The sequence below is a fragment of the Kitasatospora sp. NPDC057965 genome, from assembly GCF_042887135.1.
In the GTDB taxonomy this organism is placed as follows: domain Bacteria; phylum Actinomycetota; class Actinomycetes; order Streptomycetales; family Streptomycetaceae; genus Kitasatospora.
The window spans coordinates 110219-125563 of sequence record NZ_JBHVPZ010000021.1; the positions used below are offsets into that span (position 1 = coordinate 110219).

The window sequence follows — 15345 nt, forward strand, 5'->3', positions numbered from 1 at the left end:
GGGCCCACCGGGCATCCAGAGAGCAGGTCCCGTACGTGTCCGCATCCACCACGACCGCCCCGGCGGCGCCGCCTTCCCCGAGCGGGTGGCGCCGGGGCAGGGCGTCGGCCGCGCCCCCGCGCGGCCGACGCCGAACCCCGCTGCTGCTCCTGCTGCCGGCCGCGGTCGTCATGATCCCGCTGGTGGCCTACCCGATCTACCAGCTCGGCCTGCTGTCCGTGCTGGACTTCGGGCAGGCACAGGCCTCCGGCGGGGTGCCGACCAGCTTCGTCGGCTTCGGCAACTACCAGAAGATCCTGAGCGACGGACAGTTCTGGTCGGTGCTGAGCCAGACGATCGGCTTCGCCGCGTTCTGCGTGGTCGCCACCCTGGCCGTCGGCGCCACCCTCGCGGTGCTGCTGACCAAGGTGGGCCGGGTGCCCCGGCTGGTGCTGACCACCGCCGCGATGGCGGCCTGGGCGGCGCCGGCGATGACCGGCTCGACGGTGTGGAGCTTCCTGTTCGACACCAACCTCGGCCTGGTCAACAAGACCCTGGTGAGCATCGGCCTGAACGGCTTCCACGAGTACAACTGGTTCTACGACAAGTGGTCGGCGTTCCTGATCGTCGGTGCCGTCGTGGTCTGGCACTCGTTCCCGTTCGTCATGGTGACGCTGTACGCGGGCATCAAGGCGATCCCGACCGAGGTCCTGGAGGCGGCGGCGCTGGACGGTGCCGGCACCTGGACCACCTTCCGCCGGATCACCGCCCCGATGCTCCGGCCGATCCTGACCATCGTGGTGATCCAGTCGGTCATCTGGGACTTCAAGGTCTTCACCCAGATCTACGTGATGACCGAGGGCGGCGGCATCGCCGGCCAGAACCTGGTGCTCAACGTCTACGCCTACCAGAAGGCCTTCGCCTCCTCCCAGTACGGGCTCGGCGCGGCCATCGGCGTGATCATGCTGCTGATCCTGGTGATCCCCACCGTCCTCTACATCCGCTCGCTGCGCAGGACGGGGAACGAACTGTGAACGCCCGTAGCCGCTGGCGCCTGGGCGCCAACACCACCGCCCTCCTGGTGGCCGTCGTCACCGCCTTCCCGATCTTCTGGATGGTGCTCTCGGCCTTCAAGCCGAAGGGCGAGGTGCAGTCGCTGAACCCCCGTCCGTGGACGGCGCACCCGACGCTGGAGAGCTTCCGCCAGGTGCTCAGCGTGTCCGGCTTCGGCCGGTACTTCGTCAACAGCCTGGTGATCGCGCTGTCGGTGGTGGCGCTCTCCGCGGTGGTGGTCTTCCTCGCGGCGGTCGCGGTGACCAGGTTCAAGTTCCGCTTCCGCACCACCATCATGGTGATGTTCCTGATCGCCCAGATGATCCCGGTCGAGGCGCTGACCATCCCGCTGTTCTTCATGTTCCGCGACGCGGGCCAGTACGCGCCGGGCATCGGGCTCAACACCCTGGCCTCGCTGATCCTGGTGCAGCTGGCGTTCTCGCTGCCGTTCGGGATCTGGATGATGCGGGGCTTCGTCGCCGCCGTGCCGGTGTCGATCGAGGAGGCCGCGCAGATCGACGGCGCGAGCCGGACCCGCATCCTGTGGACGATCCTGCTGCCGCTGGTCGCCCCCGGGCTGGCCGCGACCAGCGTGTTCTCCTTCATCGCGGCGTGGAACGACTTCGTCTTCGCCAAGACCTTCATCATCAGCGCGACCGAGAACCAGACCCTCCCCTCGGCCCTGCTGGTGTTCTTCAAGCCGGACGAGAACGACTGGGGCGGCATCATGGCGGCCTCCACGCTGATGACCGTGCCGGTCCTGATCTTCTTCATCGCGGTGCAGCGCAAGCTGGTCTCCGGGCTGGCGGGCGCCGTCAAGGACTGAGACCCGGGCCCTGACGAGAACCCCGCGACGAGAAGCTGCGACGGGTATAGCGTCCGGTGCCGTGGAGGTGGGGTCCATGGACCGGGAGCGAGCCGACGGGCAACTCGCGCAGATCGCCGAGACGGTGGGCCTCGCCCGCCGTCTCGGCACACGTGTGTGGCTGCGGGGCGGCTGGGCGATGGACTTCTTCCTCGGCGAGCAGACCCGCGACCACGAGGACGTCGACTGGTTCGTCCCGGCCGCCGACGCCGCCGCGCTCGCCGCCGGGCTGGACGCCCTCGGCTACCGCCCGCTGGCGGGCAGCCCGCCGGAGCAGCAGTTCGACGTCGTCAGGGACGGCCTGGAGTCCGGCTTCGCGCTGGTCGACCTCGCGCCGGACGGCCGGGTGCTGGTGGCCGGTGGCCCCTGGGCGGGGACGGCCTGGCCGGCCGGGCTGCTGGACGGACCGCCGGGGCGGCTCGGCGCTCTGGTCTGTCCGATCGTCGCACCGGCGGCGCAGATCGAGATCAAGCGGATGATGCCGGTCTGGGACCCGCGCCGTCCGCGCCGGGCGAAGGACGCCGAGGACGTCGCCCGGCTGCGCCGGGGGCTCGGGCAGCCGGGGCTCGGGTAGCCCGGGTCCGGACAGCCGGGTCCGGACAGCCGGGGTTCAGGCGGCCAGGGACCGCTCCGCCGACGGGAGGCCGATCAGCGTGAAGGGCGCTCCGGCGTCGTCGCGGACCACGGCGCGGCGGCCGTAGGGGGTGGGTTCGGGGGCGGTCAGGACGGTTCCGCCCAGGTCGCGGACCCGGGCGACCGCGAGGTCGGTGTCGGCGGTGCCGAAGTGGACCGACCAGCCGCTGTCGGGGCCCAGGGCGATCGCGCCGGCCGGCAGGCCGTCGACCCGGAACAGGGTGGCGCCGTCGCTCTCACGGCCGTACTCGTAGCCGAAGACCCGCCGGTAGAAGGCCCGGGCGCGGTCCGGGTCGGGGGAGTGCAGCTCGCTCCAGCTGAACGCGGCGGGCTCGTCGACCAGGCCCGCGCCCTGCCAGAGCAGTCCCTGCCGCAGGCCGAACACCGCTCCGCCCGGGTCGGCCGCGAGCGCGGCCCAGCCCTGTTCGGGCGGTACCTCGTACGGCTCCCGCAGCACGCGGCCGCCCGCCGCCGGCACCTCCTCGGCCGTCCGGGCGGCGTCGGCCACCGCCAGGTACGTCGTCCAGGACTGCGCGGCGCCGGGCGGCCGGGCGGTGAGTCCGGCGACCTGGGCGCCGCGCAGGGTGGCGACGCTCCAGCCGGGCAGCTCGACGAACTCCCAGCCGAACAGCCCGCCGTAGAAGCGCCGGGCCCGTCCGAGGTCCACCGCGCCCAGCTCGACCCAGCAGGGGACGCCCTCGTGGTACCTGCCCGCCTTCGGCATGCCGCGGCCTCCCGGGTCGGTGCGCCGACGGTCTCAGGAGACGCCGCGCGGCCGGAACTGGATACTGATCCGGGGGCCCGCCGGGCGGGCCGTCTTGGGCACCGCGTGCTCCCAGGTGCGCTGGCAGGAGCCGCCCATCACCAGCAGGTCCCCGTGCCCGAGCCGGTGCCGCAGCACCGGTCCGCCGCCGCCCCGGGGGCGCAGCAGCAGCGGCCGGGGCTCGCCGACGGACAGGATCGCCACCATGGTGTCCTGGCGCGCGCCGCGCCCGATCCGGTCGCCGTGCCAGGCCACGCTGTCCCGGCCGTCCCGGTAGTAGCAGAGGCCGAGGGTGCGGAACGGCTCGCCCAGCTCCCGCGCGTAGTGCGCGCCGAGCGCCGCGCGGGCCTCGCCGAGCACCGGGTGGGGCGGCGCGTCCCCTTCGCCGTAGGAGGCGAGCAGCCGGGGGACGTCCACGGTGCGCTCGTACATCTCGCGCCGTTCGGCCCGCCAGGGCACCTCGGCGGCCAGCTGTTCGAACAGCCGGTCGGCGCCGTGCAGCCAGCCGGGCAGCAGGTCCACCCAGGCGCCCGAGCCCAGCACCTCCCGGCGCACGCCGGTCAGCGGCCCCAGGACGGGCCCGGCCGGGCCGGGGTCGTCGAACAGCGACGGCTGGAGGTGGACGGCGGCGGTGGTGCTCATGGGTCCAGCCTACGCCGAGAATCGAACATGCATGCGAATGTATGGGCCGGAGGGGGTCAGAGGGGGACGACCGTCAGCGTCCGCCCGAAGAAGTTGCTGACGTAGAGGCGGCTGCCGTCCGGGCTGACGGCGACGCCCCGCGGGCCGCCGGACACGGCGATGGTGCGGGTGACGGTGTTGCTGCCGAGGTCGATCACGGAGACCGTGTCGAAGGGGAAGTGGGCCACGTACAGCCGTTCGTCGTGCACGTCGCCGGCGAGCCCGTACGGCCCGCGGTCCACCGTGATCACCGCGAGCGGCTCGGCCGGCTTGGGCCCGTCGACCTCGATGACCTCGGTCGCGTCGTACACCGACACCGTGTTCGCGAAGTAGTTGCTGGCGTAGAAGCGGTTGCCGTCCGCGCTCGCCGCGAGGCCGACCGGGAAGTCGATGCCGGTCAGGGTGCCGTGGCTCTTGGTGAGCAGGTCGGAGATCATCACCTGGTTGTCGATGGCGTTGGCGATCAGTAACTGCTCGGGGTGGACGGTGACGGCCAGACCGTACGGCCGGGCACCCATGCCGGTGCCGATGGTCCTCTTGCCGGTGGCGGCGTCGAACACCTTGACGAAGGTGGAGGAGTTCTCGGCGACGTACACGTGATCGCCGGCCGGGTCCACGGCCACCCCGTACGGGCCGACGGCGGCCGGGAAGGTGAGTGCGACGGTGTTCGCCGGGGTGTCGACGGCGGTGACCGTCCCGTCGAGGAAGTTGGTGACGTAGACCCGCCGGCCGTCGCGGCTCGCGGCCACGCTGTGCGGGCCCGCGCCCACGGGAATCGTCTCGAAGGTCTGGGGGCCGGCCCGGTCCGGGCCGGTCGTCGGAGTGGTGGAGAGTGACATGGTCCGCTCTTCCCTGTGTCGGGTCCTCCGCCGGCCTTCGACCGGGTGCGGCGCCGGGTGCCGCCGCAGGCGGCCGGGAAGCGTCCGGGGGCGCCGACCACCGCGTCCGCGCCCCCTGGACGAGGGGCGCGCGGGAGGTCGCCGCACTTCGATCGTACGCCGACCGGGTGCCCGGTCCACCGGACACCCGGTCGGTGCGGGAGCGGCTGCGGCGCGGTGCCGGAGCGGGTTCCCCGGCGGGTTCCTCAGTGCGGATCCGGCTCGCCGTCGACGTCCACGTCCGCGTCCACGTCCGCGGTGCCGAGCCGGGCGTACACCTCCGGGCGGCGCGAGCGCAGCCGCAGGGCGAGGCCCACGCCGGCCAGGAACACCACCGGGACCACCGACACCAGCGGCCAGTTGACCTCCGGTCCGGCCGCCGTGAACAGGTCGAGGCGCCAGACCACCAGCGCGGTCGCACCGCACAGCAGCGCCGTGGAGAGCAGCGGCGCGACCGCCGTGCGCAGCCGGCCCGCGCTCGCCGCGGCCGCCCGCTCGCGCCGGAAGAACGCGTACACGGCCAGCCCGGCCAGTGCCTGGAGCAGCAGGATGCCCACCACGCCGGGGGAGTTCACCCAGAGGAAGAACTGGTTGTACGGGTCGGCGCCGATCAGCGCGGCCACCACGACGGCGCCCGCCGCGAGCAGGCTCTGGACGATCCCGCCGATCCACGGCGAGCGGTGCCGGGGGTGGATCCGCCCGAGCGCGGCCGGTGCGGCGCCCTCGGAGGCCAGCGCGTGGCCGTAGCGGGTGATGGTGTTGTGGAAGGCGAGCAGCGCGGCCAGCAGGCTGGTGACGATGAGGACGCGCTGCAGGTCCGTCGCCCAGCCGCCGACGTACTCGGTCATCGCGGTGAAGAACATCCCGGCCGGGTCCTCGGTCGCGGCGGCCACCGCCCCGGCGTCGCCGAAGGCCTGCACGATCGTCCAGGTGATGAAGGTGTAGAACAGCCCGAGGAAGGCGATCGCGGCGTAGGTGGCCCGGGGCACCGTGCGGTGCGGGGTGCGGGCCTCCTCGCGGTAGATCGCGGTGGCCTCGAAGCCCACGAACGCGGCGAAGGACAGGCCGAGCACGCCGCCCATGCCGCCGGTGGCCATGTTCCCGGGCGAGAACGAGGCGAGTGAGAGGCCGTGCGCCCCGCCCCTGGCCAGGATCGCGACGGCGAGCACCAGCAGGATGCCGGTCTCGGCGATCAGCAGCGCGCCGAGCACCTTGGCGCCGAGGTTTATCGAGCGGTAGCCGAGGAACCAGACCGCCGCGACCCCGAGCAGCGACCAGAGCGGCCAGGGCAGGTCCACGCCCAGCAGGTCCCCGGCGGTCTCCTTGGCGAAGTAGCCGAAGGCGCCGAACATGCCGATCTGGATCGCGTTGTACGACAGCACCGCCAGCAGCGCGGCGCCGAGCCCGGCGGGGCGGCCGAGGCCGCGGGTGATGTAGGCGTAGAAGGCACCGCCGTTGCGCACGTGCGCCGCCATGGTCGTGAAGCCGACGGCGAACAGGGCGAGGACGAGGCCGGTGGCCAGGTAGGCGGCCGGGGCGCCGATGCCGCCGAAGGCGATGGCGAAGGGCGCGACCCCGGCCATCACGGTGAGCGGGGCGGCGGCGGCCACGACGAAGAAGACGATGTCGCCGGTGCCGAGGACACCGCGTTCCAGCCCGGGCGCCGAGGACGGGGCCGAGGCCGGGGACTGGTCCGTGGTCGGGGTCGGGGTCGGGGTCGAGGACCGGGCCGTGGGCGCGGCCGCGGGGGCGGCCGTCTCGGAGGGCAGGTGCATGGGGGAGCTCTCCTGGGGTCGTGCGGTCGAGGGTAGGGCAGACCGTCCGGGTGGGGGCGCGGACGGCTTCGGCATGCGCCTGGTACGCGCCTTCGACGCGCCCGGCGCGCGTGCCGTCGATCGGGTCGGGGCGCGGGTGCTCAGTGCGTGCGGCGGCCGCCCAGCCAGGTGCCGCGGACGGCGACCCCGGCCAGCTCGCCCGCCGGGACGGCGTACGGGTCGGCGGCCAGGTGCACCAGGTCCGCCCGCAGGCCGACCCGCAGCACCCCCCAGACGTCCTCCTCGAACGCCTGGTGCGCCACGCCGGCGGAGTAGGCGGCGAGCGCCTCGGCGAGGCCGATCCGCTCCTGCGGCAGCCAGCCGCCCTCCGGCAGGCCCTCGGGCGTCTGCCGGGTGACGGCGGTGGCCAGCCCGGCCAGCGGCTCGTAGCGGGTGACGGGCCAGTCGCTGCCGAACGAGACCCGCGCGCCGTCGCGCAGCAGGGCGGCGATCCGGTACTGCCGGGCGCCGCGCTCGGGGCCGATCCGGGGCAGCGTCAGCTCGGTCATCAGCGGGTCGGGCTGAGCCCAGAGCGGCTCGAAGTTGGCGATCACGCCGAGTTCGGCGAAGCGCGGCAGGTCCGCCGGGTCGACCAGCTGGACGTGCGCGATCACCGGGCGGCGGGCGCGGGGCCCGTTGCGGCGTGCGGCGGCCTCGATCGCGTCCAGGGCGATCCGCACACCGCGGTCGCCGATGGCGTGGATGTGCGGCTGGAAGCCGAGCGCGTCGACGGCGGTGACGGCGTCGGCGAGCTCCTCGGCGGTCCAGTTGGCGGCGCCGTGCGAGTGCGGGCAGTCGGTGTACGGCTCCAGCAGCGCGGCGGTGCCGGACTCCAGGACCCCGTCGGCGAAGAACTTGATGGCCCGCGCGGTGAGCCGGCCGCGTCCGGCGGCGTCGACCCGCTCGCGGTCGGCGGCGAGCCCCGGCAGCCGCTCGCGCCAGCCGTCCGGCTCCAGCAGCAGCGCGAGGTTGGCCCGCACGGCGAGGGCCTCGTCGTCCCGGCCGTCGGCGACGGCGGCGATCCAGGTGTCGACCTGGGCCGGCTCGACCCAGGCGTCCTGGACCCAGGTGATCCCGGCGGAGGCGAGCATCCGGGCCGTCCCGCGCAGCGCGTCGACCTGCTCGGCGAGGTCGGGCAGCGGTACCAGGGCGAGCACGGGGTTGAGCGCGCCGAACTCGCGCAGCGTGCCGAGCGGGCTGCCGTCGGCGCGGCGGACGATCTCGCCGTGGGCCGGCTCGGGCGTGTCGGCGGTGTACCCGGCCCGGCGCAGCGCCTCGCTGTTGGCCCAGCCGGTGTGGTGGTCCATGGTGCGCAGCAGCACCGGACGGTCGGGCACGACCGCGTCGAGCAGCGCCGCGTCGAACAGTCCGCCCTCGGCGAGCCACGGGTCGAAGGCGTCGCCGGTGATCCACTCGGCCTCGGGGTGCCGATCGGCCCAGACGCGGACCGCCTCGACGACCTCCGCCAGGCTGGCGCAGTCCCGGACCGGGACCCCGCGCAGGCCGAGCCCGCCGAGCAGCGGGTGGACGTGGCCGTCGCCCCAGGACGGCAGCAGGGCGCCGCCGGCCAGGTCGACGGTCTCGGTCCGCCCGTCGCGCAGGGCGTGCGCCGCGGCGCCGAGGGCGGTGATCCGCCCGGCGGTGACGGCGAGGGCGTCGGTGACGGGGTGGGCCGGGTCGCCGGTGTGGATCCGGCCCCCGGTGAAGATCGTGTCGGCGCGCATGCGGGTGCGTCCTCTCCCGGTGCGGTCTGGTGTGACCTGGTTAACTGAATGGGATTCGGTAACCGTAGGTGCGGCCGCCCGGAACGCGGAAGGCTTTTATTGAAAGTCATTCGATTACGTTTTCATCACGATGATCTTGCGCGATGATCGTAGGGCCGCGCCGCCGAGCCGTGCCGCGCGGCGACACCGCGATCGTCGTCGCCGACGAGTCGACGAGCCGACAAGGACGGAAGCCCCCATGGCCAGGCCGCGCACACCCCTGCTGGACCGTGAGCGCATCGTGCAGAGCGCGCTGCGGCTGGTCGACGAGGCCGGCGACCTCACCATCCCCGCCCTGGCGGGTGCGCTCAAGGTCAGCCCTTCGGCGCTGTACCACCACGTCTCCGGGCGGGCCGAGATCGTCGCCCTGATGCGCGCCGAGCTCGTCCGCTCCATCGGTGAGCGGTCGCTCTGGGACCGGCCGTGGGACGAGGCGCTGGGCGGCTGGGCCCGCGCCTACCGCGAGGCCTTCGCCGAGCATCCCGGCATCATCCGGCTGCTGGCCACCGCGCCGCTCGCCGAACCGTTCATGCACGAGGTGTACGAGCGGGCCGTGGGCACCCTGGAGGCCGCCGGGTTCGCGCCGGAGGAGGTGATGGGCATGATCACCGCACTGGAGAGCTTCATCCTCGGCTCGGCACTGGACCTCGTCGCGCCCGCCGTCATGGTCGACGCCGTCGACCGGGCCGCCACCCCGCGGCTGGCCGACGCGCTGGCCGCCGTCCCGGCCGGGCGCCGCCGCGCGGACCAGGCCTTCGAGATCGGGCTCGCGGCGCTGATCGCCGGCTACCGGACGCTGCTGCCCGCCGGTCGCGGGCGGGGCGAGGGTGTCGGGGATCCGATTTCTGACCAGGCGTGACGGCCTGCTAGTGTTCTTTTCGTCGGAAGGGAGCGATCTTCGCGGAGCGGGGATCGGGACCGGGCCGACCAGGCGTCAGCGGTGCTACCAGAGCACGTCCTACTTTCAGTAGGAAGAGTCCGTGCAACCCGGGCCTGGCGCTCCATCGGAAGCGGCCGTTCCCCTGCGGGGGGCGGCCGCTTCGTCGTTGTGCCGTTCCTCCAGGCACACCGGTTCGGGGCGCACCGGTTCTATCGCAAACACGGCCCCGAAACCCATGGGAGCGGCCGACAATCGGCCAAGGTGGCATCCCAGGTGGATCGTTCGTTCGTGTCGCGCACGGTTGTGCGGTCAGCGGTGATTCCGGGTGGGAGTAGCTGACGCAGCGTCAAAGGATGGCCGAAAACACGCCGCTGTGGTGTGACTATGCCATTGGAACGTTCCCTGCATGGATTCCATCAGTAGCCTTCCGTGTCGAGCCCGCCACGGGTCGTGGCAGTCCGGCCGGCGTCCGGCGGCCATGCCCCGCCGCGCCGTTTCCTCCCCGAACCCCCCTCCGAAGGAGCCCGAGTGCCGGGTATCGACGAGTGCCTGTCCCGGGCGATGGCGATCGCCGGGGCCCGCGCCGCCAGTCTGATCGACTGGAGCAGCGGGCTCGCCCTGGGCAGTGTCGGAGTCAGTCCGACCGGCGACCACGACACCACGGCCGCGGAGGCAACCGACCTGGTACGGGCGGCCGTTGAGGCCGCGACCTTCACCGCGGGGGAGGGTCGCGCGGCGCCGATGCAGGACATCATCCTGACCGCCGGCCACAGTTACCACCTGCTCTGCTTCATCGACACCGTCTTCGACAGCCGGCTCGTGCTGCACCTCTGGCTCGACCGCGCCGAGGGCAACCTCGCCGTCGCCCGGTTCCGGCTGCAGTCGATCGCCGAGGAACTGGTGCTCGGATGACGAACTCCGGTGCGAATCCCGCCGCGAGGGGCCAGCGGGCTCCGGGAGCCGAGGGAGCTCCGGGAGTGCGCGGTGCCGTCGGGTTCCGGCCACCGGGCGGCGCCCTCGTCCACCCGGTCACCGGTGCCGGCCCCGGCTGGACGCCCGGGGCGGCCGTCGAACGGCTCGCCGGGGAACGCGCCACCGGCGCCCTGCGCGGCCCAGCCGGCACCGTCTACCTCGTCGACGGCCTGGTCGCCCACGCCGAATCCGACCGGGCCCCCGACCTCGCCACCCTGCTCACCGCCTGCGGGCGGCTCACCCGCGAGACCTGGCAGGAGGCGGTCCACCGGTTCGGCCCGCACGCCCGGGTCGGTGAAGGCCTGGTCGAACAGGGCCGGCTGACCAGGGGCGAGCTCGAACTCTGCCACCTCGGCGCGCTCTACGACGCCGCCTGCTTCCTGTTCGACGCGGCTGACGCATCCGGCGCGCCCGGTGTTCCCAACGGGCATCCGGCTCCGGCCTGTTGGACCTTCACTCCCGGCGTACGGCACTGGCTCGGCCCGGTGACCTCGGTCGGCGCCCACCGGCTGCGCCGGGAGGCCGCCCGGCGGCAGCACCTGCTGGACCGGATCTGGCCCTCGGCGCAGTTCGACACCGCGCCGCTGTGCCGGGCCGCCCCGACCGCCGCCCCGGCCCCCGCGCGCCACGCCCGCCGGCTGCGCCCGCCGACCCGCTGCCAGCGCGAGCTGCTCGACCACGCGGACGGCCGGAGAACCCCGGCGGAGCTGGCCCGACTGCTCGGCCGCTCCGCGTTCGCGACGACGGCGGACGTGCGCCGGCTCGCCGCCGCCGGTCTGCTGGCCGGTCCCGACACCGGGCGTACGGCTGCCGGTACGGCGCACGGGGCGCTTGGCGGGGGACCGCCGCGGCAGGCCTCCGGCGGGCTGCACCGGCGGGTGCCCGGCGCGGCGCTCGCCGCCCTCGCCGGCGATCCGCGCGGGCCGGACCCCGCCGCCGTCCCGCCGGGCGCCGCTGTCCTGCGGGGAGCCGCCGTCCCGCCCACCGACACCGATCCGGACATCGCCCTGCTGATCCGGGTCCGAACCCTTCTGGAGGCCCGACTTTGAACCACGCTCCGCCCGCGACCCCGGCCTCACGGTCATGAGGCGGGCGCTCAAGCAGCGTGTCGGAAGGAGACAACTGATCGCCTTGGAGACCGATCTGCTGGCCGAACTCCGCGCCATCAAGCACCGGATGCCGCACCTCGCGGGCGGCCTGGTGGCCAGTGTGGACGGACTGCTGATCGCCCACGACACCCACGGGACCGAACCCTCGGGCCTGGCGGCGATGACCGCCACCTCGCTCGGCCTGGCCCAGCGGCTCGCCGACAGCACCGGCCAGGGCGAGTTCCGGGAGTCGCTGGTCCGCGGCGAGCACGGCTACGTCGCCACCTACGCGGCCGGCGGCAGCTGCGTGCTCACCCTGCTCGCCCACCCGGACGCGAACATCGGCCGCCTGCACCTGGAGGCCCGCCGCTCCGCCCAGCGCATCGCCGCACTCCTCAACGAGGCGCTGCAGACCAAGGAGACCCGGGAGCTCTGACGGGCCCGGCTCGTCCCACCTGTGACCGCACGACCTGTCCACCGAGCGACCGAACGACCGAACGACCGACTCACCGACGAACGGGAGATACCACCATGACCGACGCCGCAGGCGCGCTGAAGCAGGCCATGACCGCGATCGAGGGCGCCATCGGCGCGGCCCTGGTCGACTACAACAGCGGCATGGCGCTGGCCACCCTCGACGGCCCCGGCGGCCTCGACCTCAACGTGGCCGCCGCCGGGAACACCGACGTGGTCCGGGCCAAGATGCGCACCATGGACATGCTGGGCCTCACCGACGGGATCGAGGACATCCTCATCACCCTCAGCAGCCAGTACCACCTGATCCGCCCGCTCACCAGCCGCAGCGGCAAGGGTCTGTTCCTCTACCTGGCGCTGGACAAGGGCCGGGCCAACCTGGCGATGGCCCGCCACCAGCTCACCAGGATCGAGGCGGACCTGGAGGTCTGACCGGGGCCGGCTCCCCGGACCCGGCCACCTCGCCGCCGGGGAGCCCCGCCCACGCCGTGCCGTCGGGCGTGACCACCCGCCACGGCGCGAGCAGCGCGTGCGGCGGGACGGACAGCGTCCCGCCGTCGTCGTCCTCGCCCTCGTCCCCGCCCGCGAAGGTCAGCTCCAGCCCTCCGGCCGGGGTGACCAGGGCGGTGCCGACCGTCCGGCCGACCAGAGCGAGCAGTGGTCCGGTGGGCCGGAAGGTCAGCTCGGGATAGAAGATCGCGACCCCGGCGGGTCCGGTGAGCCGGAACTCCTGTGCCACCCGGACGAGGACCGGACCGTCGAGTTCGAGGTCGAGCCGGTCGCCGCCGCGGACCGCCGTCACCCGGCGACCGGCCAGGACGGCGGCGAGGCCGTCCCCGGCGCGCGGAGCGTGCTGCGTGTTCTGCATGCGGCCAGTGTGGACCGGCGGGACGCCGCCTGTCCCGCCGCGCGCCCGGCCGCGCCGGCGGCGCGTGTCCGGCCGTGTGTCCGGCGCCGGTCAGTCGGCCGGGTGGCCGCCGACCAGCTCGGCCGGGCCGCCCGGCCGCTCCCGCGCCGCCAGCGCGGCCGCCGTCCGGGCCCAGGACGCCGGCGTCAACAGCGCCCGCGCCTCCACCGGGTCGCAGAGCCGCCACTCGGCCAGCTCGTCCTCGGCCAGCGTGATCGACGCGAACCGCTCGTCGGCCACCGTGCCGCCGTCGAACAGGTACACCAGGACAGCGGTGTCGCGGACCGCCGCCGGGTCCGCGGCCCGGCCGGGCATCCAGTCCAGCGCGAGCAGCCGCCCCGGTTCGCCGGACCAGCCCAGCTCCTCACGGATCTCACGACCGGCCGCCGCCCGGGGCAGCTCACGGTCCGCCTCGACCCCGCCGCCGGGCAGCGTCCAGTACGGCACGTCGCCGCCCGGCAGGTCCCACGGCCGCTGCCGCACCAGCAGCACGCGGCCCGCCCGGTCCGTGAACACCGTGCGGGCCTTGGCCCGGATCCGCGGACGGCTCGCGATGTACGCCTCCCGGTCCAGCAACGGCGGGGCGTCGGCGGGCGGCTCGGGCGCCGTTCCCGGGGGCGGCCAGTGCTCGGACAGTTCGGACAGCCCCGCCGTGCCCGTGTACGCGGGGGCCGGTCCCGGCGTCAGGTGGTCGAGCGTGTGTCCGACCGGCAGACCGTCCTCCAGTTCCAGCGGCCCGGCCGCGCGGGGCGCCCGCAGGCAGGCCGTCACCCGTCGGGAGAGCCTCGGCGGCAGCGCGCGGCCCGCCTGCTCGGGCGTCAGCCACGCCCAGCCGCCCACCTCGGCGCGGTCCGGCGTGAACGCCGCCGCCTGCTCCGGTGTCAGCGGCTCGGACCAGTACAGGTGGGCGGCGATCGGAGGGCGGTCATGGTCCAGGGTCCAGTCCAGGCAGGCCAACGGCCCGAGCCGCGGCGTGAAGCCCAGCTCCTCCTCGATCTCCCGCACCGCCGTGCGGCGCGGCGAGACGTCCTGCGGATCCCACCCACCGCCCGGCACCGCCACCGGATGCCTGCGGTCGTAAGGCAACCGCACCACCAGCACCCGCCCCCGCTCGTCCGGACACAGCACCCCCGCCGCCGCCAACAACTCCCGCCCCGTCACCCGCACTCCCTCCACCACGCCATCCGGACCTTGGAAGACACCCCACCCCACCCCACCGGTTCCCCACATCCAGCGGGTTCGACCTCCTGCATCGGCAACTCCCGCCGCGAGAGCCGGGTGTGGAGGAGATCCGACCTGCCCCGCCGAGTGCGATGCGGAGTGGGAAGTCGGCGGGTTCGACTTCCTGTGCGGCTCGTTCGGGAGTAGCGCCCTTGCTGCCGCCGGCAACTTCCGGCCCGCTGAGCGCACTTCCGCCGCGGTGTCCGGGTCTGGAAGGGATCCGACCCTGCCCCACCGGTTCCCCGCGCGGCCGAGCGCGGAGGTCGGCGGCTTCGACTTCCTGCTCCGGAAGCCGCTGGTCGGCGCCATGCGGAGCGGGAAGTCGGCGGGTTCGACTTTCGGTTCCGTGGGCGGCCGGGGAGGGTGTTGGGAGTCGGCGGGGTCAGTGGCGGGGGGCTGGGAGGGTGGCGAGGGCGGTGGTGGTGGCGTGGGCCATTCGGCGGTCGTGGTGGTCGGTGGTGCCGCGGAGGCGGGCGTAGCCCTCCACGGCGGCGAGGGCGACCAGGCCCGGCAGCAGGTCGGTGCTGCGGTCGGCGACCCAGCGGGTGCCCTTGGTGGCCATCCACCAGACGTCGGCCAGGGTGCCGGGCGGCGGCTCGGCCGGTTCCGGGGCGGGCGCCGGGCCGAGCGGGCGGCCGGCGGCGGTGAGCAGGTCGTGGAACCCGCGGGCGATCAAGTGGTGGCCCTCGGCGCTCGGGTGGAGGCGGTCGACGCTCAGCAGCCGGCGCTCCGCCGTCCAGGGCAGCTCGGCGATGTGCAGGTGGACGGCCCCGTGGCGGACGGCGAGCGCGTGCACGACGGTGTTCACCGCGCGCATCCGCCGGGCCAGCGGCCGGGCGAGCGGACGCGGCAGGCGCAGCAGGGCGCCCGGGTCGGGCAGGCAGGCGGTCAGCACCACGGCGCCGCTGTCGGTGAGCCGGCCGAGGACGGTGTCCAGGGCCAGGGTGGTGCGGCCGACGTCGAAGCCGGACCGCAGGGTGTCGTTGCCGCCTGCCACCACGGCGGCGAACCGCGGGCGCAGGGTGAGCGCCGCGGGCAGCTGCTCCGCCGTCAGGTCGGTGGTGAGCGCGCCGCTGCGCGCGAGGTTGGTGAACTCGACGCCGGGCTGCGGCGGGGCCAGGGACCGGGCGAGCAGGGCCGCCCAGCCGCGCCAGCCGTCGGCGATCGGGTCGCCGACGCCCTCGGTGAGTGAGTCGCCGAGGGCCACGAAGCGGACCGGCTCGCCGGTCCGCCTCCCGCCCCCGCGGGTCGCGCCGTGTGCGGCTCCCGGTACGGTGCCGCCTCCTCCGTCCACTGTGGTGATGGTGTTCATCGGACCTCCCACCCGTTCCCTGCTGTTCCGTTCCTCCCTTGCCGCCCGGCCGTGGCGGGCGG

At 74.4% G+C, this 15345-nt stretch carries 16 protein-coding genes; 8 read left to right on the plus strand and 8 right to left on the minus strand.

Annotation, left to right across the window (positions count from 1 at the left end; all coding sequences use genetic code 11):
• Positions 1-35 precede the first annotated feature (35 nt).
• The 3 genes from ACFVVU_RS26170 (at position 36) to ACFVVU_RS26180 (ending at position 2471) form a co-directional block, all read left to right on the plus strand.
• Positions 36-1013, plus strand: a complete 978-nt coding sequence (locus tag ACFVVU_RS26170; RefSeq protein WP_387792527.1) for a carbohydrate ABC transporter permease — start codon at positions 36-38, stop codon at positions 1011-1013.
• On the plus strand, positions 1010-1858 hold the full coding sequence (locus tag ACFVVU_RS26175; RefSeq protein ID WP_355374084.1) for a carbohydrate ABC transporter permease: 849 nt from the start codon (positions 1010-1012) through the stop codon (positions 1856-1858). The genes ACFVVU_RS26170 and ACFVVU_RS26175 overlap by 4 nt, the downstream gene beginning before the upstream one ends.
• 76 nt (positions 1859-1934) lie before the next feature.
• Entirely contained in the window at positions 1935-2471 is a 537-nt protein-coding gene (locus ACFVVU_RS26180) for a nucleotidyltransferase domain-containing protein (RefSeq protein WP_387792529.1), read from the plus strand.
• Between the two features lie 36 nt (positions 2472-2507).
• Here ACFVVU_RS26180 and ACFVVU_RS26185 read toward each other — a convergent pair whose 3' ends face one another.
• The 5 genes from ACFVVU_RS26185 to ACFVVU_RS26205 form a co-directional block, all read right to left on the minus strand.
• Positions 2508-3254 (minus strand): VOC family protein, encoded by a 747-nt coding sequence (locus ACFVVU_RS26185; RefSeq protein WP_387792530.1) that lies wholly within the window; start codon positions 3252-3254, stop codon positions 2508-2510.
• Between the two features lie 33 nt (positions 3255-3287).
• Positions 3288-3935 (minus strand): alpha-ketoglutarate-dependent dioxygenase AlkB, encoded by a 648-nt coding sequence (locus ACFVVU_RS26190; protein ID WP_387792532.1) that lies wholly within the window; start codon positions 3933-3935, stop codon positions 3288-3290.
• A gap of 56 nt (positions 3936-3991) precedes the next feature.
• On the minus strand, positions 3992-4813 hold the full coding sequence (locus tag ACFVVU_RS26195) for a YncE family protein (protein ID WP_387792534.1): 822 nt from the start codon (positions 4811-4813) through the stop codon (positions 3992-3994).
• 245 nt (positions 4814-5058) lie between these two features.
• Positions 5059-6627 (minus strand): APC family permease, encoded by a 1569-nt coding sequence (locus tag ACFVVU_RS26200; RefSeq protein ID WP_387792536.1) that lies wholly within the window; start codon positions 6625-6627, stop codon positions 5059-5061.
• Between the two features lie 140 nt (positions 6628-6767).
• Positions 6768-8390 carry an amidohydrolase gene (locus ACFVVU_RS26205; protein ID WP_387792537.1) on the minus strand — a complete coding sequence of 541 codons (1623 nt, stop codon included), beginning with the start codon at positions 8388-8390 and terminating at the stop codon, positions 6768-6770.
• A gap of 238 nt (positions 8391-8628) precedes the next feature.
• Between ACFVVU_RS26205 and ACFVVU_RS26210 the strand changes: the two genes are divergently transcribed.
• The 5 genes from ACFVVU_RS26210 (at position 8629) to ACFVVU_RS26230 (ending at position 12275) form a co-directional block, all read left to right on the plus strand.
• On the plus strand, positions 8629-9288 hold the full coding sequence (locus ACFVVU_RS26210; protein WP_387792539.1) for a TetR/AcrR family transcriptional regulator: 660 nt from the start codon (positions 8629-8631) through the stop codon (positions 9286-9288).
• Between the two features lie 549 nt (positions 9289-9837).
• On the plus strand, positions 9838-10221 hold the full coding sequence (locus ACFVVU_RS26215) for a hypothetical protein (RefSeq protein WP_387792541.1): 384 nt from the start codon (positions 9838-9840) through the stop codon (positions 10219-10221).
• Between the two features lie 65 nt (positions 10222-10286).
• Positions 10287-11330 carry a transcriptional regulator gene (locus tag ACFVVU_RS26220; RefSeq protein WP_387792543.1) on the plus strand — a complete coding sequence of 348 codons (1044 nt, stop codon included), beginning with the start codon at positions 10287-10289 and terminating at the stop codon, positions 11328-11330.
• An 82-nt stretch (positions 11331-11412) separates the two neighbouring features.
• On the plus strand, positions 11413-11805 hold the full coding sequence (locus ACFVVU_RS26225; RefSeq protein WP_380684529.1) for a roadblock/LC7 domain-containing protein: 393 nt from the start codon (positions 11413-11415) through the stop codon (positions 11803-11805).
• Positions 11806-11900: 95 nt separating this feature from the next.
• Positions 11901-12275, plus strand: a complete 375-nt coding sequence (locus ACFVVU_RS26230) for a hypothetical protein (RefSeq protein ID WP_380684530.1) — start codon at positions 11901-11903, stop codon at positions 12273-12275.
• On the opposite strand, the gene ACFVVU_RS26235 is transcribed toward ACFVVU_RS26230, so the two are convergent.
• From ACFVVU_RS26235 to ACFVVU_RS26245, 3 genes are all read right to left on the minus strand, one after another.
• Positions 12244-12711 carry a DUF6188 family protein gene (locus ACFVVU_RS26235; RefSeq protein WP_387792546.1) on the minus strand — a complete coding sequence of 156 codons (468 nt, stop codon included), beginning with the start codon at positions 12709-12711 and terminating at the stop codon, positions 12244-12246. The two genes, ACFVVU_RS26230 and ACFVVU_RS26235, sit on opposite strands and share 32 nt — an antisense overlap.
• A 90-nt stretch (positions 12712-12801) precedes the next feature.
• A complete protein-coding gene (locus tag ACFVVU_RS26240) occupies positions 12802-13929 on the minus strand; it encodes an NUDIX domain-containing protein (RefSeq protein WP_380715356.1) in 1128 nt (375 codons plus the stop codon).
• A 424-nt stretch (positions 13930-14353) separates the two neighbouring features.
• A complete protein-coding gene (locus ACFVVU_RS26245; RefSeq protein WP_387792548.1) occupies positions 14354-15283 on the minus strand; it encodes an SGNH/GDSL hydrolase family protein in 930 nt (309 codons plus the stop codon).
• Positions 15284-15345 lie beyond the last annotated feature (62 nt).